Source organism: Salinispora fenicalii (genome assembly GCF_000514815.1).
Classification (GTDB): Bacteria; Actinomycetota; Actinomycetes; order Mycobacteriales; family Micromonosporaceae; genus Micromonospora; species Micromonospora fenicalii.
The window spans coordinates 250,104-276,317 of sequence record NZ_KI911474.1 but is presented as its reverse complement, the minus strand read 5'-3'; the positions used below and the strand labels follow the sequence as shown (position 1 = coordinate 276,317).

At 69.4% G+C, this 26,214-nt stretch carries 19 protein-coding genes, 2 tRNA genes and 1 pseudogene; 5 read left to right on the top strand and 17 right to left on the bottom strand.

The features are described from left to right. Positions 1-237: 237 nt before the first annotated feature. The 7 genes from B116_RS0124490 to B116_RS0124460 all read right to left on the bottom strand — a co-directional run bounded on the left by B116_RS0124490 (position 238) and on the right by B116_RS0124460 (position 10,115). Positions 238-2,802 carry an ATP-binding protein gene (locus B116_RS0124490; RefSeq protein WP_027661617.1) on the bottom strand — a complete coding sequence of 855 codons (2,565 nt, stop codon included), beginning with the start codon at positions 2,800-2,802 and terminating at the stop codon, positions 238-240. 154 nt (positions 2,803-2,956) lie between these two features. Beyond that, the gene (locus B116_RS0124485; protein WP_027661616.1) at positions 2,957-4,111 is read right to left on the bottom strand and encodes an acyl-CoA dehydrogenase family protein; all 1,155 of its coding nucleotides are present in this window, start codon (positions 4,109-4,111) and stop codon (positions 2,957-2,959) included. 58 nt (positions 4,112-4,169) lie between these two features. Next, on the bottom strand, positions 4,170-5,702 hold the full coding sequence (locus tag B116_RS0124480) for an acyl-CoA carboxylase subunit beta (RefSeq protein WP_018722525.1): 1,533 nt from the start codon (positions 5,700-5,702) through the stop codon (positions 4,170-4,172). Positions 5,703-5,942: 240 nt separating this feature from the next. Then, positions 5,943-6,854 carry a hydroxymethylglutaryl-CoA lyase gene (locus B116_RS0124475; protein WP_018722526.1) on the bottom strand — a complete coding sequence of 304 codons (912 nt, stop codon included), beginning with the start codon at positions 6,852-6,854 and terminating at the stop codon, positions 5,943-5,945. Between the two features lie 294 nt (positions 6,855-7,148). Further along, positions 7,149-8,486 carry an acetyl-CoA carboxylase biotin carboxylase subunit gene (locus tag B116_RS0124470; protein ID WP_027661615.1) on the bottom strand — a complete coding sequence of 446 codons (1,338 nt, stop codon included), beginning with the start codon at positions 8,484-8,486 and terminating at the stop codon, positions 7,149-7,151. A gap of 124 nt (positions 8,487-8,610) precedes the next feature. Next, positions 8,611-9,192, bottom strand: a complete 582-nt coding sequence (locus tag B116_RS0124465) for a TetR/AcrR family transcriptional regulator (RefSeq protein WP_018722528.1) — start codon at positions 9,190-9,192, stop codon at positions 8,611-8,613. 155 nt (positions 9,193-9,347) lie between these two features. Further along, positions 9,348-10,115, bottom strand: coding sequence for an SGNH/GDSL hydrolase family protein (locus B116_RS0124460; protein WP_027661614.1), 768 nt, complete (start codon positions 10,113-10,115; stop codon positions 9,348-9,350). A gap of 271 nt (positions 10,116-10,386) precedes the next feature. Between B116_RS0124460 and B116_RS0124455 the strand changes: the two genes are divergently transcribed. From B116_RS0124455 to B116_RS0124445, 3 genes are all read left to right on the top strand, one after another. Next, positions 10,387-10,812, top strand: a complete 426-nt coding sequence (locus B116_RS0124455) for a CBS domain-containing protein (protein ID WP_018722530.1) — start codon at positions 10,387-10,389, stop codon at positions 10,810-10,812. A gap of 150 nt (positions 10,813-10,962) precedes the next feature. After that, positions 10,963-11,391, top strand: coding sequence for a SufE family protein (locus tag B116_RS0124450; RefSeq protein WP_027661613.1), 429 nt, complete (start codon positions 10,963-10,965; stop codon positions 11,389-11,391). A gap of 20 nt (positions 11,392-11,411) precedes the next feature. Beyond that, complete coding sequence (locus B116_RS0124445) at positions 11,412-12,047, top strand: DsbA family oxidoreductase (protein WP_027661612.1); 636 nt, start codon at positions 11,412-11,414, stop codon at positions 12,045-12,047. 99 nt (positions 12,048-12,146) lie between these two features. Here the strand turns inward: B116_RS0124445 and B116_RS0124440 are convergent, their stop codons facing one another. Both B116_RS0124440 and B116_RS0124435 read right to left on the bottom strand, forming a co-directional pair. Continuing rightward, positions 12,147-12,341 (bottom strand): hypothetical protein, encoded by a 195-nt coding sequence (locus B116_RS0124440; protein WP_018722533.1) that lies wholly within the window; start codon positions 12,339-12,341, stop codon positions 12,147-12,149. Between the two features lie 131 nt (positions 12,342-12,472). Beyond that, a complete protein-coding gene (locus tag B116_RS0124435) occupies positions 12,473-12,832 on the bottom strand; it encodes a hypothetical protein (protein WP_018722534.1) in 360 nt (119 codons plus the stop codon). A 117-nt stretch (positions 12,833-12,949) separates the two neighbouring features. Here B116_RS0124435 and B116_RS0124430 point away from each other — a divergent pair, with 117 nt between their 5' ends. Continuing rightward, positions 12,950-17,410: a cation-translocating P-type ATPase gene (locus B116_RS0124430; protein ID WP_027661611.1), complete on the top strand. Its 4,461-nt coding sequence runs from the start codon at positions 12,950-12,952 to the stop codon at positions 17,408-17,410. A gap of 86 nt (positions 17,411-17,496) precedes the next feature. Here the strand turns inward: B116_RS0124430 and B116_RS0124425 are convergent, their stop codons facing one another. Continuing rightward, positions 17,497-18,450: an L-threonylcarbamoyladenylate synthase gene (locus B116_RS0124425; protein WP_027661610.1), complete on the bottom strand. Its 954-nt coding sequence runs from the start codon at positions 18,448-18,450 to the stop codon at positions 17,497-17,499. A 137-nt stretch (positions 18,451-18,587) separates the two neighbouring features. Here B116_RS0124425 and valS point away from each other — a divergent pair, with 137 nt between their 5' ends. Beyond that, positions 18,588-21,224: a valine--tRNA ligase gene (valS, locus tag B116_RS0124420; RefSeq protein ID WP_027661609.1), complete on the top strand. Its 2,637-nt coding sequence runs from the start codon at positions 18,588-18,590 to the stop codon at positions 21,222-21,224. 342 nt (positions 21,225-21,566) lie between these two features. On the opposite strand, the gene B116_RS0124415 is transcribed toward valS, so the two are convergent. The 7 genes and pseudogenes from B116_RS0124415 to B116_RS0124380 all read right to left on the bottom strand — a co-directional run bounded on the left by B116_RS0124415 (position 21,567) and on the right by B116_RS0124380 (position 26,154). Continuing rightward, positions 21,567-22,469: a YybH family protein gene (locus B116_RS0124415; RefSeq protein ID WP_027661608.1), complete on the bottom strand. Its 903-nt coding sequence runs from the start codon at positions 22,467-22,469 to the stop codon at positions 21,567-21,569. A 64-nt stretch (positions 22,470-22,533) separates the two neighbouring features. Further along, a pseudogene (locus tag B116_RS0124410) lies at positions 22,534-23,522 on the bottom strand (sigma-70 family RNA polymerase sigma factor). Between the two features lie 119 nt (positions 23,523-23,641). Then, entirely contained in the window at positions 23,642-24,085 is a 444-nt protein-coding gene (locus tag B116_RS25865; RefSeq protein WP_027661606.1) for a hypothetical protein, read from the bottom strand. A 921-nt stretch (positions 24,086-25,006) separates the two neighbouring features. Then, positions 25,007-25,082, bottom strand: a tRNA-Ala gene (locus B116_RS0124395). Positions 25,083-25,122: 40 nt separating this feature from the next. Further along, a complete protein-coding gene (locus B116_RS28565) occupies positions 25,123-25,251 on the bottom strand; it encodes a DLW-39 family protein (protein ID WP_011903934.1) in 129 nt (42 codons plus the stop codon). 180 nt (positions 25,252-25,431) lie between these two features. Continuing rightward, positions 25,432-25,800, bottom strand: a complete 369-nt coding sequence (locus tag B116_RS0124385; protein WP_027661604.1) for a VOC family protein — start codon at positions 25,798-25,800, stop codon at positions 25,432-25,434. Between the two features lie 280 nt (positions 25,801-26,080). Then, positions 26,081-26,154, bottom strand: a tRNA-Ile gene (locus tag B116_RS0124380). Positions 26,155-26,214: the final 60 nt, after the last annotated feature.

Genomic DNA, 26,214 nt, shown 5'->3' with positions numbered 1-26,214 from the left:
CCGAGGCACCGCCGGCAGCGGACGCCACCGGCAGAAAGAGCGGCAGAACTACCCGAGAGCCAGCTAGTTATTGGGCAAATCGGTCAGCGGGCGTTTCCCCGCCAACTAAGCTCCGATCAACGGGGGATGCACCCGGGGGAGGGCGCGGGCGACGAGCGAGGGGTAACAGAGGGGGCTCTCGCTCGCGCCACTCCCGGGACCTGTTCCCCGCTGGCCCACCCCCTCCACCGCGAGCAGTCAGGGCCGGCGGGGGGAAACCGCTGCCAAGGCCTCCACCTCCGGCGGCAACAGGTGGATCCCACTGACCCGGCAGACCGCATCCAGCCGATCCAACACGGTCGGCTCCGCCGTACTGGCGGCCAGCCCCACCAGCGCCTCCACCAAGTCACGGCGGTCCTGGCTGTTGGCCCCCACCTCGGCCGCGACGGCGAACCACTCGGCCGCCAGCTCCCGATCGCCCCGGCGCAACGCCAGTGTTCCTTCAATCAGCCCACAGATCCCGTCCGCTGGCATCCTCAGACCCGCCGGTCCCCCGAGTCGCAGCTCGGCCAGCACCTCGGTTGCCTCCGGCACGCGATCGCCCTGGGCCAGCGCCAGCCCCACCGTGCCCAGCACCCGACGGTGGTGTCCCGGATCGCCCAGCGCCGTCAACGCCGCCAGCGTCCTGCGCCCCTGATCGACCGCGATGTCGTAGCGGCCCTCAAGGCGCGTGACCTCGGCCAGATTGGCCATCGCGAGTACGCGTAGCCGTCGCTCCCCACACTGGGCCGCCAGTCGATCAGCGGCAGCCAGCCGGCGTCGGGCCGTGGCGAGATCGCCGACCCGGATCCCGTGCCAGGCCAGGTTGTTCTGCGCCACCGTCATGTCCCGAATCCGCCCGTGCCGGGTGGCCAGGGCCAGTACCGCCTCGGCCTGCCCCCGCGCCTCATCGTGGTCGCCGGTGCCGGTGAATAGCCTGCCCAAAACGGTACGGGCCTCCAGCTCACCCGCGACGTCGCCGGCCGACTGCAGAGCGGCGAGCGCCGCACGGGCAGCCGGCAGCTCCTCAGCCCCCGCGCCGTGCTCCGAGGCCAACCGGGCCACACCCAGCAACGCCCACGCCCGCAGAACAGGGGCAGCGTCAGCGGTACGTGGATCCGCCAGTAACCGGCGCAGCCACTGCCGGCCGGCGACATCCCGCCCCCGAAAGCGCCACCACCGGACGAGTCCAGCCGCCAGGCCCAGCGCGGTCACCGGCTGGTCGACAGCAGCATGTGCGAGTGCGGAGCTGATGTCCCCGCCCACGTCGTCCAGCCGGTGCACCGCCGCGGTCATATCCGCCCCCACCAGGTACGGAGCCGTCTCGGCGACCAATCTGGCCATGACCCGGGCATGTTGACGCCGGGCCATGGTGAGTTCACCCGCGCCAGCAGCCTGCTCGATGGCGAACTCCCGGACGGCATCGAGCAGCCGGAACCGAAATGTCCCCACCCCCAGAATGCTGAGTAGACCCAGCTCCCGGAGCCGGTCCAGCAGCACAACCGGGTCAACAGCCAACACCGTGCCCGCCGGATCGGCGCCAGCTCCGAGCAGCTCCTCAGCCAGCTTGATCGACCAGCGGTTACCGAAGATGGCGAGCCGGCGCAGGGCGGCGCGCTCCTCGGGGGTGAGCAGGAGATAGCTGGTCGCAACGGCGTCCCGCAGCGTCTCGACGACCGCCGCGGGCGTTCGCTGCGCCGGGCCCGGATCAGCAGCGTTCCAGACCGGCCGCTCCGCTGCCCCGGAGACGGTCGCCAGATCGAGCAGCCGATCGCCGTACCGGTCGAGCAACTCGTGCAGGTCGAGAAGGTGCCCCCGCGCCGCCATCAGCTCGATCGCCAGCGGAAGGCCACCGAGGCGGCGGACCAGTCGGGCCAGGGCCGGCAGCTCCGCCGCCGTCGGCGGGTTCGATCGGACCAGCGCGAGCCGGGCGGTGAACAGCGCCACCGCCGGATACCGGGCGAGAGCTGCCGGACCGGCCTCGTCCCGGTCCGGCGGTGGCGTATCGAGCGGGGCTACGGGCCGGACCCACTCGCCGCGTAGCCCGACCGGGTGGCGGCCGGTGACCAGCACCAACAGCGACGGCACCGCGGACGCTAGCTGGTGCACGGCCTCGGCGACCGTGCCCGGAGCCCGCTCCACCGCGTCGATAAGCAGCAGTGCTGGCTGACCGGCGAGGCGGGTGGCGAGCTCAGGGAGGCGAGCTGCCCCGAAGACTGCCGCGGAGGCGGCAAGCAGCTCCGCAACATCCGTTCCCTCCCCGGTGAGGACCCCGGCCACCCCACCCGGGAGGTGCCCGGCAGCCGCATGGGCCACCGAGAGCGCCAGCGCCGTCTTGCCGACGCCAGCCAGCCCAACCAGGCTGATCAGCCGGGCTGCCGGCTCGCTGGTCAGCATCCCGACCAGCTCGACCACGTCACGCTCCCGACCGATCAGCTCGGGGGCTGGGGGCAGCGCGGTCGGCCGTACCATGCCGTCCGGGTCGACGTAGCGCAGTGACTCGGACTCCAGGCGCCGGGGCGTCGGTACGGGCCGAGCGGCGGCGACGAAGGTGGATCGCGCTGCGCCGACCAGCCCAAGGGCGGTCGCGAGCAGTTCGACGGTGGTCCGCTGGGGTCGTGACGAACGGCCCCGCTCCACATCCCGAACGGTCCGCACACCGATGCCAGCCCGGCCCGCCAGCTCGGCCTGGGTCAGGCCGGCGGCGAGCCGGTGTCTGCGGAGCAGGTCGGGCAGCCCCAACCGGCCGCCGGACCACCGCAGATGGTCATCCCCCGAGTTCATGGGCAGGAAGGGTACGGATCAACGACGATCTCCGACAGGCCATCGTCGTCCTACTGACGCGGCACTGCGGATACCCGACAGCGATGCCGCCGCGCAGTTCCGGCAACCCTGCGGTGCAGCCCATCCCGGAAAGCCGCGCACCGTACGGTCCCGGCTACAGCCCCAGCTCACGAGCAATGATCATGCGCTGCACCTCGGAGGTGCCCTCGCCGATCTCGAGAATCTTGGCGTCCCGCCAGAAGCGGGCCACCGGAAACTCGTTCATGAAGCCGTATCCGCCGTGGATCTGAGTGGCGTCCCGGGCGTTGTCTACCGCGATGGTGCTGGCATGCAGCTTGGCGATGGCCGCTTGACGCTTGAACGGTTCTCCGGCGAGCATCCGCGACGCAGCGTCGTAATACGCCAGCCGAGCGGTATGCACCCGTAGCTCCATATCCGCAGTCTTGAACTGAATCGCCTGGTTGGCCCCGATCGGACGGCCAAAGGCGTGCCGTTCCTTCGCGTACCGGACCGACTCGTCCACACAGCCCTGGGCCAGTCCGACGGCGAGTGCGGCGATCGCGATCCGCCCCTCGTCGAGAATCCGCAGGAACTGCGCGAAGCCTCGACCCCGTTCGCCGAGTAGGTTCCCCGCCGGCACCCGACAGTCATCGAAGGTCAACTCGTGCGTGTCGGAGGCCGTCCAGCCCACCTTGGAGTACCCCGGTGCCACCGTGAAGCCCGGGGTTCCGGTCGGCACGATGATCGTGGACAGCTCCTTCGAGCCGTCCGGCCTCGTACCGGTGACCGCCGCGACGGTGACCAGCTCGGTGATGTCGGTCCCGGAGTTGGTGATGAAGGCCTTCGACCCGTTAATCACCCACTCGTCCGTCGACTCATCGAGTACCGCCCGAGTCTGGGTCCCCCCGGCGTCCGAGCCGAAGCCCGGCTCAGTCAACCCGAACGCGGCCAGTGCCGAACCGTTGAGCAGTCGCGGCAGCCACTCTGCCCGCTGCTTATCCGTGCCGAACCGGTAGATGGGCATCGCGCCGAGCGAGACCGCCGCCTCGAGCGTGATCGCCACGCTGGAGTCGATCCGGGCAAGCTCCTCCAGCACGAGGCAGAGCGCGAAGTAGTCACCCCCCATTCCGCCGTGCTCCTCCGGAAAGGGAAGGCCGAACAGACCCATCTGTCCCATCTGGCGAATGACGTCGTACGGGAAGCTGTGTCGCTCGTAGTGATCGGCGATGACTGGAGCGACCACCTCGCGGGCGAAGTCGCGGACGCTCGCTCGCAGCGCCTCGTGCTCCTCGGAAAGCCGAAAGTCCATGAGTTCCTCCTGGTGGGAGATGGGCCACCCGGCGCTTGTGACGCCCGGGGCGACCGGGTCAGACAGGGGTGACGCCGTGTCGGCGGGTGGCGAAGTGGCGATCCTTGCCACGGGCGGCGGCGAAGCGGCGAATCAGCTCACCGCGCAGCTCGGGTGGTTCCACGATCGCGTCAACCACCAGCTCACTGGCGAGCCGGACGATGTCGATGTCCTGCTCGTACTCCTCGCGCCGGGCAGCGACAAATGCGGCCCGTTCACTCTCGTCCCCAATGGCCGCGATCTTGTTGGCGTAGACCGCGTTTACCGCCGCCTCCGCACCCATCACAGCGATCTTCGCGGTCGGCAGGGCAATCGTTGCGTCCGGCTCGAACCCGGGGCCGGCCATTGCGTAGAGGCCGGCACCGTAGGCCTTGCGCACCACCACACAGATTTTGGGTACGGTCGCCTCGGAGATTGCAGTGATCATTTTGGCGCCATGCCGAATGATGCCCTGCTTCTCCACCGCGCTGCCGACCATGAACCCGGGTACGTCGGAGAGGAACAGCAACGGCACGTTGAACGCGTCACAGAGCTGCACGAACCGGGTCGCCTTGTCGGCCGAGTCAACGAAGAGCACGCCCCCCTTGAACATCGAGTTATTGCCGACCACACCAACGACCTCGCCGTTGAGCCGGCCGAAGCCGATGGTCAACTCCTTGGCCCACAGCGCCTGGATCTCAAAGAAGCTTCCCTGGTCAAGCAGCCCCTTCGCGTACCGGCGCATGTCGAACGCCTGCCGTTCGCTGGCCGGCACCAGCGTCGCTAGGTCGACCTTCGCCGGCGCTTCGACAGCGGGCGCCGCAGGCGGCTGTTGGGTCCAGTTTGTCGGCAGATACGACAAGTAGCGCCGTACAACGTCCAGCGCGTCGGCCTCACTCCGGCAAAGGAAGTGGCCAACGCCGGACTCGGCGCAGTGCACCCGGGCCCCGCCCATCGCCTCCAGGGTCGTCTGCTCTCCGGTGACCATCTCGACCATGCGGTCCGAGCCCAGGTACATGCTGGCGTTTCCCTCGACCATGGCAACCACGTCGCAGAAGGCCGGGATGTACGCCCCACCGGCCGCGCTCGGTCCGAAGAGCGCACAGACCTGGGGGATCGAGCCAGACGCGCGGACCTGATTCCAGAAGATCTTTCCGGCGCCCCGCCGACCGGGGAACAGATCTACCTGGTCGGTAATCCGGGCACCGGCCGAGTCGACCAGGTAAACCATCGGAACCTTGGTCGCGTAGGCACGCTCAATGATTCGAATGATCTTTTCGACGGTCCGAGCTCCCCAACTGCCGGCCTTGACCGTGGAGTCATTGGCCATCACACAGACCGGGCGGCCATCGATGGTGGCAGTTCCAGTGATCACACCGTCGGCGGGCAGCCCCTCGGCCGACGCGTTGGCGTAGAGCCCGTCTTCGACCAACGATCCCTCGTCAACCAGGAACGCGACCCGTTCCCGGGCGAAGAGCTTGCCCTTCGCGGCATTCGCCGCATGGTACTTGTCCGCTCCACCGGCCCGGGCCCGCTTACGTAGCTGCTCCAGCGCCTCACCATCGAGCGTCACGCCGAATCCTCCTGTGCTGCCGCTCCCGGTCCAGCGCACACTCGTGTGCACAGCCGAACCTAACTGAACGATCGTTAGGGTAGCGCACTACGTCCATGATTTGCCGGCCCGCACGGGTGAGTCCGGGGACCCGCCCGGCTCCACGTAGCGACCGCCGTGCGGCCGGAATACGACCGCACGGCGGTGGGAACCAGCCAGACGAAGGAATCAACCCGGCAGGACGTGAGCCCGCCAGGAGCGTCAGCCGGGCAGGGGCGTCAGCCGGGTTCGCGGGCCGGCCCGGAGCACGCCGCTGGGCAGGCTTCGGCCGACCAGCTCTTCGGCCAGTTCGGCGACCTCGATCAGGGCGTCCAGGTCGATACCGGTGTCGATGCCCATGTCGTGCAGCAAATGCACGGCCTCCTCGGTAGCCAGGTTCCCGCTGGCCCCGGGCGCGTACGGGCAGCCACCCAGACCACCGACGCTCGCGTCGAATTCGGTGATCCCCAGCTCGATGGCGGTCAACAGGTTCGCCAGCGCGGTGCCACGGGTGTTGTGGAAGTGCAGCAGCACCGGTACGTGGGCAGCACGATCACGTACGGCCGTCACCAACTCGCGGACCCGGCGGGGCGTCGCCATGCCGGTGGTATCGCCGAACGCCACCCGGTCGGCGCCGTCGCGCACCACCCTTTCCACAATGCCGGCCACCCGAACGGGGTCAATGTCCCCCTCGTACGGGCAGCCGAAGCTGGTCGCGACGATGACCTCCGCCCGTGCACCGGCGTTATGGAGCAGCTCGACCAACTCGGCGATGTCGTCCAGCGACTCGTCGGTGGAGCGATTGACGTTACGCCGGTTGTGCGTGTCGCTGGCGGAGACCACTACCTCGATCTCGGTGAACCCGGCGGCCAACGCGCGGTGGGCACCCCGCGTGTTCGGCACCAGTGCTGAGTAGCGCACCCCTTCGGTTCGATCCGCCCGCCGCCACACCTCGTCGGCGTCGGCCATCTGCGGGATCGCCTTCGGATGCACAAAGGACACCGCTTCGATTCGCCCCACTCCCGTCCGGGAGAGCGCATCAAGCAACCGCACCTTCGCCTCGGTCGGAATCGGGTCCTCGTTCTGGAGCCCGTCGCGCGGACCGACCTCCCGAATGGACACGAATCCCGGCATATTACCCATGGGCCACCTCACTGTGACACGCTCTGGTCCGACTCCCCCAGCATGTCACCCGCGCCGTCCGACGAGCCGATCGCGCCAACGCCGACAGGTCCCTGCGGGGTGGCAGCCAAACTCGACCCCCGCGCGCTGACCCCGCGAGGACGGGCGCTGACCCCAGGATCGAGCGCTGATCCCAGGATCGAGCGCTGATCCCAGGATCGAGCGTTGATCCCGGGGATCAGCACCGATTTCCGGGATCACACGCCCAGCACCGGATGTGGGTTGACGCGCACGAAGCGGATGCGGTCAGCGCATTCGGGAGACGATGCCAGTGTCGTAGTCACCGGAGAGGAACTCCGGGTTGTCCAGCAGTTCGGCGAAGAAGGGAAGGTTGTTCTTCGGCCCAACCAGCTGGAACTGCGCCACTGCGGCCCGCGCCCGACTAATCGCTTCGGCACGGTCCGCGCCACTGACGATGAGCTTGGCCATCAGGCTGTCGTAGAACGGGGTCACCGTGTTACCGACGACATACCCCGAGTCGACGCGGACGCCCTCGCCGGTCGGTTCGGTCCAGGTGGTGATCGCCCCTGGCCCGGGTAGGAAGCGCTTCGGGTCCTCGGCGTTGACCCGCAGCTCGATCGCGTGCCCGCGTGGGGTCAAGGCATCCGGGTCGAACGTCGGCGGCAGCCCGGCGGCCACCCGCAACTGCTCCTCGACCAGGTCAACTCCGTAGACCAATTCAGTGACGGGGTGCTCGACCTGCAGACGCGTGTTCATCTCCAGGAAGAAGAACTCGCCAGTGGTGGGGTCGAGCAGGCATTCGACCGTGCCGGCGTTGCGGTAGCCGACTGCCTCGCCTGCCCGCACCGCCGCGGCCAGAAACCGGGACCGCAGCTCCGGGGTGACTGCCGGGGAGGGGGACTCCTCGACCAGCTTTTGGTTTCGTCGCTGCACCGAGCACTCGCGCTCGCCGAGCGCCACCACCCGACCATCGGCCAGGCCGAGAATCTGCACCTCGACGTGGCGCACCCGGGGGAAGTACCGTTCAATCAGGACGGAGCCGTCCCCGAACATCCGCTCGGCGAACGCACGCACCTTGTCATACTCGGTACGGAGCGCGGCCTCGTCGTTCGCGATCCCCATGCCCATGCCGCCCCCGCCAGCGGCGGCCTTGACCATCACCGGGTAGCCGATCTCTGCCGCCGCGTTGACCGCCGCGGTGAGGTCCGCCGCCGGTTCCGTGGTTCCCGGCGCGACCGGCACCCCGGCCGCCGCCATCAGATTCCGAGCATTGATCTTGTCACCCATCGCGGTGATCGCGTCCGGACCGGGCCCGACCCAGAGCAGACCGCTCGAAGTGACGGCCTGGGCGAAGTCGGCGTTCTCCGACAGGAAGCCGTAGCCAGGGTGAATTGCCTGTACGCCGGTCGATTTGGCGGCGGCGAGGACAGCCTCGACGTTCCGGTAGCTCTGCGCCGGGTTTGCCGGGCCGACGCAGATCGCCTCATCGGCCTCGGTCACAAACGGCAGGCCAGCGTCAGCCTCCGAGTGCACCGCGACCGCCCGGACACCGAGTCGCTTAGCGGTACGGATGATCCGGCGGGCGATCTCGCCCCGATTGACGACCAACAGTGACTCGATCATGTTTCCTCCAGCGTCCCAGGGTCGAACGGAAAGCTAGGGAACCATGCCACCCCGGTTACTGACGAGTCAGTTGCGGCACAGCCCCCGATCAACTCTGGGGCAGCCTCAGGCCTGGACCCAATAGTCAACGGGCTGTCGGCGCCAACAAAGCAGCCAGCGTGGCGCTACGAAGCAGCTCGGCTCGGCGCTGCCGGTCCACCACGCCACCAAGGAATGGGGTCGAGTTCATCAGGCCGAACGCGGCGTGGGCCAACACCCGCGCCTCGTTGTCGGGCAGGCCCGGGTGCGACGCGGTCAGCACATTCACCCACTCCTCGACGTACAGCCGCTGGAGCCGACGAATGCGGCGACGCGGTTGATCAGGCAGCCGGTCCAGCTCGTGCAGATGTAGGGCGATCACCGCTGGTTGGGCCAGCGCGAAGTCGACATGGAAATCGATCAGCGACTCCAACGCGGCGCGGGGATCGTCGGGATGGGCGGCGGCCCGCTCCCGGCCACCGGTGAGCAGCCCTTCGCTGACCGGGATCAACGCGGCGACCAGCATCGCCTCCTTGCCGGCGAAGTGGTGATAGAGCGCCGGACCGGTCACCCCGGCGGCAGCGCCGATGTCATCCATTGACACCCCGTGATAGCCCCGGGAGGCGAACAGCCCGACCGCGATCTCGAGGATCTCCTCCTTGCGGGACCGCCGTCGGCCGCTGCCCATATCGCCGTTCGTCGCTTTGGCTGACTGCTGCACCGTCACGGGGAAAGCGTAGTCCGCAGGCTCCACCGCGTGCAGCGGCCGGGGCCGTGCCTCGGGTTTCCGAGAGCACGGCCGGGACAAGACCAGGCGCGGCAGGCCCCTGGGAGCGGGGCCGGTCAGTCCGTCAACGGGGTCAGGGCGGGACGCTTGGCGGTGACCGTGTCGCCGGAGCTGCGACCTGTGAGGCGACGCGTGAGCCAGGGTGCCAGGTGGTGGGTCGCCCAACGGAGGTCGTCGGTGCGGGCCATAAGCCACGATTTGGGCAGCGGACGTTCGGGAGCCAGCAACCATTCCTCGGCACAGCTAACCCCCAGCGCGGTCAGCACCTGGGCTGCCACCCGCCGGTGCCCGGCCGAGGAGAGATGCAACCGATCGGTGCTCCACAGCATCGGGTTCAGGTACGTGTCGTCGGCGTACAGGTCGACCAAGATCGCGCCATGCCGTTCCGCCGTGTCACCAACCGCTCGGTTGAGTAGCTGCACCCGGGGGGCGACCAGCCGCTGCCCGGGCAGGCGGGCCATGACGTCGGCGAAGCGGAACAGGACCACGTCGGACCCGCCTGCGCGCAGCCGCCCCACCACGTCATTGAAGCGCGCGATGAGGTCATCCGGGTCGAAGTTTCGCCGCAGCACGTCGTTCCCACCTGCCGCGAAACTGATCAGATCCGGCTGCATCGCCAACGCAGCGGGAACCTGCTCGTCCACGACCCGAGGGAAGAGCCGACCACGAATAGCGAGGTTCGCGTACCGGAACTCCGACCCGGCCTCGACGGCGAGCCGAGCGGCCACCAGGTCGGCCCAGCCCCGAAAGCCACCGTCCGGGTACGTGTCGTTCAGGCCCTCGGTGAAGCTGTCCCCGACCGCCACGAAACTGCGCCAGCTCACTACACCCTCCAGGGTAGGGAAGGACCCGTGTCTCCGCCTCCGGTAGCGGCGAGCCCCGCCTGAGAAGCGATAGTTTCTCACCGATGGTGCTACTGCCGGTGCCCCCGGGGTCGGGCCGGCTGATATCGGGCCGACGGGGAACCAAGTGACATCGAGCTGACGGGGAGCCGGACAGCCTCTGGTCGAAGGGGTGACCGTAGAGGTAGGTGTAGTAAGGGTGGAACGGGGAACCGCGTCCCGATCGGGCTGGAATCGCTGCTGGAGGAGTTCCATGACCAGTTTCCGGGTCAGTGACGTGATGACAAAGCAGGTCATCTACCTGCCGATGGAGACCACGCTGGATGAAGCCGCACGGGTGATGAAGGAGGCCGATATCGGGGACGTGGTCGCCACCGACGGGGCCACGCTCGCCGGCGTACTCACGGATCGGGACATCGTGGTCCGGGCTGTCGCCCAGCGGAGTGACCCAGCCCGGACCACCATTGACTCGATCATCACCCGTGAGGTGGTGATGATCGAACAGAACTGCACCGTGGGCGAGGCGGCGGCCCTCATGCGGGAACGGGGCGTACGGCGAGTATTGGTCTGCGACAACGAGCGGAAGCTGGTCGGCATCGTCTCCCTCGGTGACCTCGCCCTGCGGCTCGACCCCCAATCGGCACTCGGCCAGCTCAGCGGGCAAGCCCCGACGCCGTGACGCGGGCAGGCCCGCCGCTAGGAGGGGGCCCGCCCGCCACCGTGGGGCACGCCCCAACGCGGTGCGGGGCACAGCCCTGCCGCCAGGAGACGGGTGCGCTCCGTCGGCATACTGCCCGATCTGAATTCCGGGCGACGGTAGCCTGGCGGGATGCCCGAGATGCCTCCCCGGCTGGTCGAGATCGTGGACGAATTCGCCACAGCTCCCCGTGACATCGTGCTGGAGCTGCTGCTGGAGTATGCCGATGCCGTTGGGCCGTTGCCGTCCGGGCACGCCGACCGCGCGGAGCTGGAGCCGGTCCCGGAGTGCCAGACGGCTCTCTTCCTGCGCGCACGCGTGACTCCGGAGGGCGGCGTCGAGACCGTCTTCGACTGCCCACCCGAGGCGGCCACCACCCGCGCCTTTGCGGGCATCCTCGCCGAAGGGCTCGCCGGCGCTCGACCAGCGCAGGTGCTGGCTGTCCCCGACGACCTCTACCAACAGATGGGGCTGGCCCAGGCGGTCAGTCCGCTGCGGATCCGGGGCGGCACCGCGGTCCTGGCCCGGCTCAAGCGGCAGGTCCGGGAACAGACAAGCTGACCACCGGGTTGCCTTCGGTTATGGAGATCGAAATCTACAGCGATCTGGTCTGCCCCTGGTGCTATCTCGGCAAGCGCCGGCTGGAGCGGGCGCTCGCGTCCTACGACGGAACCGCGACCGTCAGCTACCGACCGTTCCAGCTCGACCCGGCGCCGGTGCCCGAGCCGCTGCCGCTGCTGGACGCGCTGGGCGTGAAGTTCGGCGGCCGGGAGCGCGCACGGCAGATGGCGGACCAGGTCACTCGGGCCGCCGCCGGGGACGGCATCGAATTCGACTTCGACCGGGCGCTCGCCGCGAACACCTTCGACGCGCATCGGCTGGTCGCCTGGGCGATCGAACAGGACCGGGCCGCCGAGACGGTCGAGGCACTGCACCGGGCCCACTTCCGCGACGGTATCGACATCGGCTCCCGACCAGCCCTGGCCACGATCGCGGGCGAGGTCGGCCTGGACGCCACGGCAGCCCACACCTTCCTCGAATCCGACGGGCAGGTAGCCGCGGTCCGCGCCGGGTTGGCCACCGCGCGGGAACTCGGCATCACCAGCGTGCCGACCTACATTCTCGCCGGCAGGTACGCCGTGACCGGCGCGCAGGATTCGTCAGCCCTACTCGCCGCTCTGACCGAGGCCCAGCGGCACGTGGCGACCGGGGCCTGATGGAGTAGGCCAGCACCGACCCGGCGCATCGACCATGCCGATGTTTCACGTGCAACAACATTGATAGCCACAGCTGCCTGAGTGCGCGCTACCACCGGATCAACTCCCGGCGAGGTAGCCCTTCCCCTCCAGTAGGGTCCGATCACGGTGGGCGGCCAACTCCTCGGCCCGCTGGGCCTGGATCCGACGCACCTCCGCCTCCTCCAAGGCGTGCCGGATCGCGAGGCGGATCACTCCGTATAGGAAGACGAAACCTCCGACGTACAGAATCACAGTGGTGACCAGGGTGAACATGAGGCCACCGTAGGTTCGCCCGAACCGGGTGGGGCGTTGGCCGCGAACGGGTTCCCCCGTACGTGTACAGCGCCCACTACCCCCACCCGGCCGGGAGCGCCGAGGGTCGCCGGGTACACCCACCGAGGGTGTCAGGCGGTCTCCAACGCCTCCCCGAGCCCCTTGGCCAGCCCGGATAGATGCTGGTCGGCCAGCACGTGACCAGCGGTCACCACCAACGCCACCGGCCACTCGATGACCTGCAACAGGGTGAGCAGACCCACGCCCGCGTAGTACGCCAACTTGTCCGGCGGCGGGATGGCCACCTCCCCCAGTATTGGCACCTCCACTCGGCGGGTGAACGTCCGGATCATGTCCCGACTCCCACTGAGATCCCGGGTCAACATACTCATCTCGACCTCCCAGAAACGGCGGTGACCGCCGTGGTTTTCCACCGTCGCCGCCCTCCATGCCGGCTTGGCCGGTACAACTTCACCGCCGGCCAGGGGCATAACGGACGGTCGGGCGGGAAGTCAGACCGCCGGGACACACGGCGTGGGAGGCGGGATGGCGTACGGGAAGAGCGACACCGGGGAATCGGGCCGATACGAGTCCCGCCGTACGCCTCGATGATCCCGCTGGGCCGCGTCGCTGGCAGCGTACGCGTGCCGACCGTGCCGGAGCTGATGGGGCAGGCGGCCCGCAACCTCGGATCCACCGCTGCCCGGGCCGCTCGGCTCACCGGTCTGACAAACCGCCAGGTCTGGTCCCGCTACGGCCGACACCACATCGAGGTACACGGGGTCGATCAGGACGGCGGGGAGCGGCTCGCCCGGCAGGTCGAAGCGGCCCTGGCACGCGTACCCGGCGTGAGCTGGGCGCGGGTGAACGCCCCCTCGGGGCGGGTGGTGGTCGCCGTTGGCTCCCCCGAGCCGAGGCTGCGCGATCTGATCGCCACCGTGGCCCGCGCCGAACGCATCAGCCCGCACGAACCGGACCCGGAGATCCCACCGCCGCACCCGCCGGAGGAGGGCCCCCGCACCCCCCGGACGCTCGGCGCCCTCGCCTCCGACGCGCTCGGTCTGACGATCTCCGCTGCCACCCGGATCCTGCCCTTCACCCCCGTACCGGGTGAGATCTCCGGCCTCCTCAACGCGGTTGACCTACACCCGAGGCTGCACGCCCTCGCCGACCGGGGAGTGCGGGCTGATCCACGCGCCGACCTACTCTTCCCGCTGGCCGAGGCGGTGACACAGGGCCTCGCGGGCGGCTGGACCGGCATCGTCCTGGACAGTCTCCAGCGGGTGGTGCAGTGGGGCGAGGCGCGGGCCCAACTCGCCGCGTGGACGACGGCCGAACCCCGGCTCGCCGGTGCACCGGGGCGGGCCGCTGCCCCCGTCCTGCCAGCCGAACGGCCCTGCCCGAAACCGGATGGACCGGCCGAGAGGTATGTAGTCCGGATGCTGCACGCCGGCGCGGTGGCCGCCGCCGCCGCAACCCCGGTGACCGGCCCGAAACGCGCCGCCGCACTCGGCCTCGCCGCGCTTCCGAAGTCCAGCGGCGCCGGCCGGGAGGGTTACGCCGCCCAGCTCGGTAGCCTGCTCGCGCGACGCGGAGTCATCGCCATGGACCGCCGCGTGCTCCGCGAACTCGACCGGATCGACACGCTGGTCCTGGACGCCACGATCCTCGGCTCCGACCGTGGCATCCTCACCGATCTGGCGCCGCTGGGCGACGCGGAACTGGGCGAGGTAGGCGCCCGAGCGTTTGCCCTCTTCGACCCGGCTCAGCCGGCGGCGGCCCAGCACGGCGACGGCTGGAGTCTCGGCCCGCTGGACCGCCTCGACGCCGCTGACCCGGGCGACACCCTGCACAGCGACCGGCTTCGCTCATCCGGCGGCCGACTCCTCGGCCTGGCACACGGCGGTCGGCTCGTCGCGCTGCTGCGGGTCGAAGCCGAGCCGGCTCCCGGCGTGGACCTCCTGCCGGCCGCCGCTCGACGGGCGGGGTTGCGGCTGGTCGTGGCGGACGACGACCCGGGCCGGTACGACTTCGCCGACACCGTCCTCGCCGGCGGTGCCCAGCTCACCGAAACCGTACGCCAGCTGCAACGCGACGGCGCGGTCGTGATGCTGCTCTCCGATAGCCGGGGGGCGCTCGCGGCAGCCGACTGCGGCCTCGGCTTGACCGTTGACGAGGAGCTGCCACCGTGGGGTGCGCACCTACTGGTCGGCACCGACCTCGGGGCCTGCGCGCTGGTGGTCGAGGCGGCTGGGGTGGCGCGCCGGATGACGACGCAGAACATCCGGCTGGGGCTCGGGGGCGCCGGTCTCGGGACGCTGTCCGCACTCACCGCCGCCCGGGAACAGCTCCCAGACCGGACCCAGGCCGCGGTCAACGGGACAGCGGCACTGGCCTTCGCCCATGGCGTGTGGCGGGCCCACCATCTACCCAAGCCGACCGAGGCCCCCGCCGGGCGGACGACGGTTCCGTGGCACCTGATGCCGGTGGGAACCGTCCTCGACGAGCTGGGCAGCGGCTTCGACGGATTGGATCCGGTGGAGGCCGGCCGCCGGCGCTCCGGCCAGGTCGCCGACGGCAGTCCGACTCCGACCCTGCTCCGCGCCTTCCTGGAGGAGTTGTCCAACCCGTTGACTCCGGTCCTCGCCGCCGGGGCGGTGCTCTCCGCGTCGTTCGGATCGCTGGTTGATGCCGCCCTGGTCAGCGGCGTGGTCGGCGGCTCCGCCCTGGTCGGGGCGGTACACCAACGCAACACCGAGCGATCGCTGGCCGAGTTGCTGTCCCGTACCGCGGTCACCGCCCGGGTCCGGCGGGGCGGCGCCGAACAGCAGCTACCCGCCGACGAACTGGTCCCCGGTGATGTGATCATCCTGGAGCCGGGTGACGCCGTACCGGCCGACTGCCGGATCCTCGAGGCCACCGGGTTGGAGGCAGACGAGTCCTCGCTGACCGGCGAGTCGTTGCCGGTCGGCAAGACCGACCAACCGGTGGCTGCGTCCGACATCGCCGACCGCCATTCGATGCTGTACGAGGGCACCACCGTCGCCGCCGGTCACGGCCGGGGCGTGGTCGTCGCCACCGGTACCGACACGGAGGCCGGGCGCAGTCTCCACCTCGCTCGGCAGGCCCGACCCAGCGGCGGCGTCGAAGCACGACTCGGCGGGCTCACCGGCTCGGCGATACCGCTCGCACTCGGATCCGCGGTCGCGGTCGCCGGAGCCGGCGTCGCGCGCGGCATACCGCTGGCGGAGACCGCCTCAACCGCCGCGAACCTGGCCGTCGCGTCGGTGCCCGAGGGGTTGCCGTTCCTGGTCAGCGCCGCGCAGCTGGCGGCGGCCCGGCGTCTGGCCGAACGCGGCGCCCTGGTGCGAAACCCCCGCACGATTGAGGCGTTGGGGCGCGTGGACGTGCTCTGCTTCGACAAGACCGGCACCCTGACCGAAGGGCGGCTGGTGCTCTCCGGAGTCGGTGACGGTACTCGGTTCGCCACCGTGGACCAGCTCGACGACCACCTCCGCATGATCCTCGCGGTCGCCCTGCGCGCCACTCCGGACGCCGAGGACCCGGAGCAGCTTCCCGAGCAGGCCGACCGGGCGATCCGACGGGCCGCCCAGGAGACCAGCACGGTGGAGCAGACCGGCGCCGAAGAGTGGCGTCCCGCCGGAGGGCTTCCTTTCGAACCGTCCCGCGGCTACCACGCCACCGTCGGCACCTGCGACGCCGGCCTGGTCCTCAGCGTCAAGGGCGCCCCGGAGACCGTCCTGCCCCGCTGCCACAACCGACGGACCGAGGCCGGGGTGGTGCCCTTGGACGACGCGACCCGAGAGGCGGTCCAGCAGGAACTGCTCCGGCACGCCGGGGCCGGTCAGCGGGTGCTGGCCCTCGCCGAACGGGCCGTGTCCGACGAGTCCATCGCCGACGACAACGTCCAGGGCCTGACCTTCGTCGGCATCCTCGCGCTGGCCGACGGGATCCGGGCCAGCGCCGCCCCGGCGGTGGAGAGCATCCGCAAGGCCGGAGTGCACACAATCATGATCACCGGCGATCATCCGGCCACCGCCGAGGCGATCGCCTCGGTGATCAGCCCCGGTGACGGCCAGCGGGTGGCGACCGCCAACGACCTCGTGGACCTCGACGACGAGGCGCTGGCGGCCCGCCTGGTCACCACCGACGTCGTGGCCCGATGCACCCCAGCCCACAAGGTACGGATGATCCAGGCGCTCCAGACCTGCGGTCGTACCGTGGCGATGACCGGTGACGGCGCCAACGACGCACCCGCCATCCGACTCGCCGACGTCGGCATCGCCCTCGGACAGCGCGGCACGCCCGCGGCTCGCGCCGCAGCCGACCTGGTGGTCATGGACGACCGGCTGGAGACCATCATCGCCACCCTCGCCGAAGGGCGGGCCATGTGGTCGTCGGTCCGGCACGCGCTGAGCATCCTGTTCGGCGGCAACCTCGGCGAGATCGCGTTCAGTATCGTCACCGCCGCCATTGACGGCCGCTCCGCGCTCAACGGCCGGCAGCTGCTGCTCGTCAACCTGCTCACCGATCTGGCCCCCGCCCTGGCCGTGGCAGTCCGGCCACCCCCGCCGGAATACAGCGAAAACCTGCTCCGGGAGGGGCCAGACACCTCCCTCGGCGCCACCCTCAACCGAGAACTTGGTGTCCGCGCCACCTCCACCGCGCTGGGCGCCACCGCCGGCTGGGTGCTGTCCCGGTGGGTGGCAGCTTCGCCCCGCCGGGCCGGCACGGTCGCCCTGGTGTCGCTGATCGGCACCCAGCTCGGCCAGACCCTGCTGGCCGGCGGCACCACCCCCGGCGTCCTGCTCTCCACCGCCGGCTCGGTGGGGGTACTCGTCCTGGTCGTACAGACTCCCGGCCTCAGCCACTTCTTCGGCTGCACCCCGCTCGGCCCGATCGGCTGGACGATCGCCACCGGCTCCGCGGCCGGCGCCGCCTTCGCCAACAGCACAGTCGCCCGCCTGGTGGAGCAACTACCGGCCCCACCCCGCCCCGGGGTGGACCTGCACGACCTGCTCGCCCGCCTCCGGGGGCACAGCGGCTAGCACCAGGGGGCGACGGCCGTCGCCAAACACCAGGTCGCGAGGACTCTCCCGGCACCCGCCGGGACGTGGCTCGTCCCGGCAGCCGGCTACTTCCAAGTAGCGGCGGCGCGGCGCAACCGGTCGTTGATCGCCCGCCCCACTCCCACCTCGGGCACCGGTTCAACCAGGATCTCGTCAACACCGGCCCCATCCAGGCGGTGCAGCGCATCGAACAACCGGGCCGCCGCCTCGGTCAGGTCACCCTTGCTGGACAGCACCTCCACCGCCGCCCAGTCCCCCGCCGGGCAGTCGCGGAAGCCCAGGAACCCCCGCCGGGAAACGCCGCCGTCCGCCGGCTCGACATCGGTGACCAACCGCAGCCGCGTACGCGGGGCGTAGTGCGCCGCCAGCGTCCCCGGGGCCACCGGCTGCCCCGAACTGCCCGGCCGGACCAGCACCGGACCGACCACCTCCTGAAGCGACTCCACCGGCAGCGCGCCCAACCGCAACACCACCGGATGGTCGCCTCGCGCATCCACGATCGTCGACTCGATCCCACACCGGGTCGGCCCACCATCGAGCACCACGTCAACCGCCGCCCCCAGCCCCGCCACCACGTGCTCGGCCCGCGTCGGGCTGAGCTGACCGAACCGGTTCGCGCTCGGTGCCGCCACCGGCACCCCGGCCGCCGCGATCAACTCGCGCGTCGCTGCATGGTCCGGCACCCGCACCGCCATCGTCTCCAGCCCGGAGGTGACGATCGGCGGGATCGCCGCCGGCCGGTCCACAATCAGCGTCAGCGGCCCGGGCCAGAATCGCTCGGCCAGCACCGCCACCGCCGCCGGCACCGTCCCCACCAGCTTCTCCAGCTCCGCCGCCTCAGCCAGGTGACTGATCAGCGGGTCGAAACTCGGCCGCGCCTTGGCCGCGAAGATCCGAGCCACCGCCGGGGCGTCCAGTGCATTCGCGCCCAGGCCGTACACCGTCTCGGTGGGCAGGGCGACCAGACCACCGGACCGCAGGATGACAGCGGCCTCGGCGACACCGCTGTCAGCGGGCAGTACTCGCGGCGTGCTCACGCCTCGACGCTAGCCTGCCGGACCTGCCCGCCCGTCGCCGACCCAATTAGCGCGGCCAAATCACTGGACCAGCGGCATATAGTCCGACAGTGACCGAGAACACCAGGAAGCGAATAGCTGTGCCGGCCAAGGCGTCCCTCGAGGGCATCGAGAAGGTCTGGTCGCGGGTATGGGAGCAGACCGGCACCTATCGCTTCGACCGCTCGGTAACCCGGGACGAGGTCTACTCGATCGACACTCCGCCGCCGACGGTCAGCGGGGCGCTGCACGTCGGTCACGTCTTCTCCTACACCCACGCCGACGCCATCGCGAGGTTCCAGCGAATGCGGGGCCGGACGGTCTTCTACCCGATGGGGTGGGACGACAACGGTCTGCCCACCGAGCGGCGGGTGCAGAACTACTACGGGGTCCGGTGCGATCCCTCCCTGCCGTACGACCCGGGCTACACGCCACCGGCCGAGCCCCCGAGCCGGCCGCAACCGATCTCCCGGCGTAACTTCGTGGAGCTGTGCCGAAACCTCACGGAGCTCGACGAGCAGGTGTTCGAGGCCCTCTGGCGGCACCTGGGCCTCTCTGTCGACTGGTCCCTGACGTACGCGACGATCGATGACCGGAGTCGGGCGATCTCCCAGCGGGCCTTCCTCCGTAATCTGGCCCGGGGTGAGGCGTACCTGGCGGACGCCCCGACCCTCTGGGACGTCAGCTTCCGCACGGCCGTCGCGCAGGCCGAGTTGGAGGATCGCGAGCGTCAGGGCAACTACTACCGGCTCGCCTTTCACTCGGCGACCGGAGACAAGATCTACGTTGAGACCACCCGGCCCGAGCTGCTGCCGGCCTGCGTCGCGCTCGTCGCCCACCCGGATGACGAGCGGTACCAACATCTCTTCGGCAGCACCGCCGTCACGCCACTCTTCGGTGTCCCGGTGCCGATCAAGGCGCACCCGCTGGCTCAGCCGGACAAAGGCTCCGGCATCGCGATGATCTGCACCTTCGGCGACCTGACGGACGTGCTGTGGTGGCGGGAGCTGGCCCTACCGACCCGGCCGGTGATGGGTCGCGACGGCCGCCTGCTCCCCGAGCCACCACCCGGGGTCGTCAACGCCGACGCGGTGGCGGCGTACCGGACGCTCGCCGGCCTGACCGCGTTCTCCGCGAAGGCGAAGATCGTGGAGCTGCTGCGCGCCGCCGGGAATCTCGAGACCGAGCCCCGCCCCACCATCCAGGCGGTCAAATTCTACGAGAAGGGCGACAAGCCACTCGAGATCGTCACCACCCGACAGTGGTACGTCCGCAACGGTGGTCGGGACACCGCACTGCGGGCCGCGCTGGTCCATCGGGGGCGCGAGCTGACCTGGTCCCCCGAGTTCATGCGCAGCCGGTACGAGAACTGGGTCGAGGGTCTCTCCGGGGACTGGATCATCAGCCGACAGCGCTTCTTCGGTGTGCCGATCCCGGTCTGGTACCCGCTCGACGACTCGGGCGAGCCCGATTACGAGCACCCCATCCTGCCGGACGACCCGGCGCTGCCGGTTGACCCCAGCAGCGACGTCCCGACCGGCTACCAGGAGAGCCAGCGCAACCAACCGGGCGGTTTCAGGGCGGATCCGGATGTGATGGACACCTGGGCCACCTCCTCGCTCACCCCGGAGATCGCCGGCGGGTGGACGGTCGACGACGACCTCTTCGCCCGGGTCTTCCCGATGGACCTCCGTCCGCAGGCGCACGAAATCATCCGGACCTGGCTATTCGCCACCGTGCTCCGGTCGCACCAGGAGTTCAACCTCCTGCCCTGGAACACCGCGCTGCTGTCGGGCTGGATCCTGGACCCGGACCGCAAGAAGATGTCGAAGTCCAAGGGGAACACGGTCACGCCGATGGCTCTCCTGGAGGAGTACGGCTCCGACGCCGTCCGGTACTGGGCGGTCAGCGGCCGGCCGGGCACCGACACGGCCTTCGACACCGGGCAGATGAAAGTCGGCCGTCGACTCGCCATCAAAATCCTGAACGCCACCAAGTTCGTGCTGCGGTTCGGCTCCCCAACGCTGTTGGCACCCCACGTGGCGCAGGTGACCGAACCGCTCGACCGGTCGATGCTGGCCCGCCTGGCCTCCGTCGTCGACTCCGCCACCACCGGTTTCACCCAGCACGACTACACCCGATCCCTCGAGTGCACGGAGCAGTTCTTCTGGTCGTTCTGCGACGACTACCTGGAGTTGGTCAAGGAGCGCGCGTACGGGGAGCCTGACGATCCGGCTGTCCGCTCGGCCCACGCCGCGCTCGCGCTGGCGCTGCACACGCTGCTGCGACTCTTCGCGCCGATGCTGCCGTTCGTCACCGAGGAAGCCTGGTCGTGGTGGCAGGAGGGTTCGGTGCACCGGGCGTCGTGGCCGGCCCGACAGGAGCTCGTCAGCCCCGGCGACCCCACTGAGGCCAACCACTCCGCCGAAGCCCGTGGCCCCGCCGAAGCCTGTGGCCCCACCGGAGCCCGTGGTTCCGCAGAGGCCGACCGTGCCGTGCCGGACGGGACGGAGTTGCTTGGGCTCGCCTCCGATGTGCTCGCCGCCATCCGCCGGGCAAAGTCCGAGGCGAAGCAGTCGATGCGGGTGCCGGTAGCCCAACTCACCCTCCGCGGGCGCCCGAGCGACCTCGCCGCCTTCGCTCTGGTCAGCCGGGACGTTCGGGCCGCGGGGGTGGTGCGGGAGGTCGACACCGCCGAGGCGGACACGCCGTTGACGCCGGAGATCACACTCGGCTGACGGGGCCGGGCTGCACCGGCACTCCGCCTCCTACCGGATAGCGGTAGGTAGCGGAGTGCACGCAGGTGCAGCTCGCCCCGGGCCAATGCGGTGCCGTATCCCTGCCGGGCCGGCATCGACTGGGAATGGCCGCCACCAGTAGCGGCGAGAAATGCCGGCAGACCACCGGCAGCACCTCCGGTCGCCACATCCTCCGCGCCGGCCCCATACCGAGGGACAGTTCCCGGCGGGACCGCAGCACATGTTCGGTGGCGAGCAGCGTCTGGGTGCACACCCGTGCCCGACATCGCCATTCTCCCAAGCAGTTGGTCGACAACCCGCCGTGCTGAACGCGCCGTTCCGTTACGGGCGTAGGTCGGTCTTGGCGTCGCCGGTGACCGGGTCAAAGGGGTAGGAGAGGTGCTGGTGGGTCATCAACCAGGCGCCGTCCCGGCGTTGGAAGATGCGGGTCCCGCGGGACCAGGTGTCCACTGACTGGCTGCCAGCGGACACCTTGACATGGTTGAGCCCCCAGGCGACAGCAAGGTCACCATTGACCAGGACTTTCAGGTCGGGAACGTGCCAGGTGACGCTGCTGTCGCCGGCCGCGTCGAGACCGGCCTTGCAGACCTCACGGACAGCATCAGCCCCGATGCACTGCAGCGACTGGTCATGCTCATAGGAGACGACGTCCTCGGCGATGGGGGCCATCAGGCCGTCGAGGTCTTTGGCGGCGGTGCTGGCGAACCACCGTTGGTGTAGCTGACGCAGGTGCTGCTCGGTGGCAGCGTGGCCCTGCTCAGCAGCAGCGCGCTCCTGGTCGGTGGCAGCGTGGTCCTGATGCGGGGCGGGGTTGGCCGCGGTGGACCCGTCGGCGAGCGGAAATGAGTGATGCTCGTGAACGATGAGCCACCGGCCGTCCTGCTTACGCAGACCGAACGTCAACCGCAGCCGGTTATCGGGGTTATCGGCGAAGTCGCGCTCGGTGCCGCAGCGGAGCAGGGCGTACGCGAAGGCGACATCCTCGCCCGCGGTGACCTCCAGCGACTCGATGTCGAACGAGGCGCCCTGGGCCTGCCACCGGAGGAATGGTGGCCAGGTCTCGCGGTAGGCATCGAGACCCCGCACCCCCTGCTGCGGCGGCGGCACGTCGAACATCACGATGTCCTCCGTGTGGTCGGCAAGGACTCCGGTGAGATCACCGTGGTGGACCGCTTTGGCCCAGCGCTCGATCAGGGTGCGGATCTGCTCCTCGTTGCTAGCCATGGTCGGCTCGATCCTTCCGGGTTGATGGGTCCGTCAGGACTACAACCCGGGCCAGTCCGCAAAATCATCGCGTGCCGAGAAAATTCTCTTCCCCAGCTGCTCCGGCAGGCCGAAGGTCGGGAAATCGGCGTCCAGGAACGAGACCACCTCGGCCACCTGCCGCCCGCGCAGCGTCAGCACATCCACACCCGCCGGGACGTACGCGCCCCGCCCGTCGCTCCACAGGTAGGTGCCGAACGCGAGCTGCCCGTTCGCCGACGTCGGCACGAACCGCCAGCGATGCCCCAGCACCGTCTCGACCAGGAACCCGCGGATATCTGCCGGGCCGGCGTACCACCTCGTCAGCGGCGGCATCGAGTACCGTGCGTCCTCAGTCAGCATCGCCACAATCGCGTCGACGTCACCAGCCTCCCAGGCGGTCACGTACTGCCGGGCCACCTTCCGTTGCTCCGCGTCGCCGAGCGTCTGCAAGGTCTGTTGTTGGCTGGGTTCGGGGCACAGCTTCACGACGACCTTGCGGGCCCGCTGTAGGGCACTGTTGACCGCGACCACCGTGGTGTCCAACACGTCAGCGACCTCACCGGCGGCGTAGCCGAGCACGTCGCGCAGCAACAGCACCGCTCGCTGCGACGCCGACAGATGCTGCAAGGCGGCGACGAACGCCAACTCCACGCTCTCCCGTGCCACGGTGCGGGCTTCGGGGCTCAGCCGCGCCGTCGGATCCATCAGCCGATCGGGGTACGGCTCCAGCCACGCCGCCTCGGTCAGCGGCGCACCGCCCGGACTCAGATCCGTGGGCAACTCGCGCCGACCCCGACGCTCAATGATCGTCAGCGACCGGTTCGTCGCAATTTTGTACAGCCAAGGCCGGATTGACCCGTGGTCCTCACAGCGCTCTAGGCTGCGCCACGCCCGGTCCAGGGTCTCCTGGACCGCATCCTCCGCGTCATGGAATGACCCCAGCATCCGGTAGCAGTGGGCGCGTAGCTCGTCCCGCAACGGCCCCACCAACCGGCCGAAGGCATCGCCGTCACCGGCCCGCGCCGCCGCCAACTGTGTCGCAGCAGCCTCGTCCGCCTGACTCGAACTGCTCCCGCGACCTCCGGCATCGCTCACCAGCGCCAGGCTACATCGACGAAGAAAGATCCTGCGTCACCCCGAAGTCGAAGGTGCTACTGGCCGTGAAGATTGTCGATGACTGCGACCTCCTCCGCGCCGCTGGCGCAGGTTTCGGGGATGGTGGGCATGTCGTCACCGAGCGGTGGGTAGGCGTAGCCGCCACCTGCAGTGAAAGTGGAGCCGACCTGGACAGTGCCTGCGCCGGGCACCTTGACCCCGGTGGTGCCGTCTCCGGTCTTCAGTTCACTTCCGGCCGGCCACACGACGACCAGTCTCCGATTCTCCGCGGTCTGCACGGCCAGGCACTGGCCCTTGCCCACCACAAGTTCACCGACAATCTTGGCGTCCCGGCCCCCATCGGCCTCCGGTGCCACGAACGTGATGACGCCGTTCGCCTCCACGGTCCGTCCTGGAGTGTCCTCCCCACAGCCGGACAGGAAGGCCATCGGCAGGACGAGCGCGTAGGCAGAGACCCGGGAACGGAGATAGCTCGGCACAGTGCACCCCTCCCATGTCCGTGCGCACCATCATGGCAGCGGCCCCGAACGCAAAGCCACCATCGAGGCCCTCATCGCCGAAGCCCGACTCACCAACCAGGGGCCCGCCGGACTTCGCACGAGCCCTTAGGAAGACGCCAGGCCCGGCGGGACGGACGGCGGTGACGCGGAGACGTTGACGCACAGTGCGACCCGGCTGGCGTGGATGCCGGACATGGGCGCGCTTCACGAACCTCCGACGACTCTCCCGTCTCACCGGTTTGAAGACACGACACTCACGGTGCTGACCTGCTGATGCGCGAGCCAGCACTCACCCAGCTGTCGGCGACGCAGCTGCTACACATGAGCCGGCAACTAAGGTCCAATAATCACATCGTGGGGGGGGTCAGATGGAGACCTGGCGCTTCCTGGCGGGTGCCGCCATGAGTGTGATTCTGTGCCTCCTAGGCGTAGCTCTCGCTAGCAACTTTCGCGGCGTGACCGCGTGGCACGTACAGCGGTCGATGCTCACCGCGAGCGTGCTCCGGCGACTTCCGCCGTGGCGCTGGTTACCTGGCGTCTCACACGATGAGCGGCTAGCGCGATTCATCCGGCTGGAACGGCTGATCGGCGTAGCTCTCGCTGCAGTCGGTCTCATTTCCTTGATCGTTCTCGCCTACAGCCTCTTGACGGATCGGCCAATGCGGCTGGTGAAGTAGACAACCCGGGCCTCAACCCGCACCATCGACGCCACGGTCACCGGCGTCACTCCCGCAGGCGTGACGCCCAGCTTCCACACAGTCGATATCGCTCACGGCCAGCACCACATCCCGGTGGGGCGTGTCAACAGGGCGACCAGCCAAACGCAAGATCATGACTGACATGCGCCCAGCTTGTGCCCGTCGCTCTTGCGAGGACGGATCGCCTGTTCAAAGACGGCATTGGTGGAGCCCAGGGGACTTGAACCCCTAACCCCTGCCTTGCAAAGGCAGTGCTCTGCCAGTTGAGCTAGGGCCCCGGAAGCGGTCCGTGCCGCCCAAACGCTGATCGGGTGCGGATCAGCGCAGGTCGGGCGCGGTGGTGGCCTCGTGCCAGAGGGCACGCTCGTCGTTGGTTTCCTTGACTCGCTTGGCCACGATTGCCGCCACACCGACGATACCGACGAGGATCAGCAGCTTCTTGAACATTAGGGCAACCCCTCACGCTCGACAGTGCCGTCGGACCTACCCGAGGACCGTATCAGCCGGAAGCAAGGTCCGGTAAACGGGCCCGCCGTAGCAGTGGCCCGGACGAGTCAGCATCGTCGACGCAGTACCCCCGGAGGATTCAGCACCGTGTCCCGCTCCCCGCCGACGCTGCGGGATCGATCACTCCGGCTGATGGCAGACCGCCTCGACGTTGTTGCCATCCGGATCGCGGACGAAAGCGCCGAAGTAGGTCGGGTGATATTCCGGCCAGACTCGGGGCGCGTGCAGCACCTCCGCCCCGAGCGCCACCGCGGCGTCATGGAATGCCTGCACCGCAGCCCGGTCCGGCGCGGTGAAGGCGATGTGCGTCTCGACGCCCCCGGCCGCGCCACCCAGCGGGCTGAGCCAGAAGTCCGGGGTGCTGCCGCCATAGGCGACCGCCTGCGGGAACTCCATCAGGCGACGCCCATCAAGTGGGGCCAGGACAGCATCGTAAAAGGCGAGGCTGGCATCAAAATCGCGAACCTGAATGCCAAGGTGGTTGAGCACCGGACCTCCTCGAAGGCGAACCGACCCATGGAACCGGGCCGGGACGGAACATCGAACGGCGCCAGACTAGGCGTGGGCTACGACACTTTCGCCACCTGCTGCCGTACCGGCGTCGCCGCTGGCGCCCAGGTTGTCCGGCCGGTAACGGCTGGGGGTTCTGACATCTCGGCGAGCAGAGCGCTTCCCGGAATCGGGCCAGTAGCGGCCGGGCGCGGAGTGGAGACGTCAGACGGCGCTACGAAAAAACTCGGCCCTCAGAATGTGAGGACCGAGTGGAAGGTGGGGCTAGCTGGAATCGAACCAGCGACCTCAGAGTTATCAGCTCTGCGCTCTAACCGACTGAGCTATAGCCCCGTGTTGCGACGAGCAAGGTTAACCCATCAGCCCGGCCGCCCCAAAATCGGGGGTGACTCC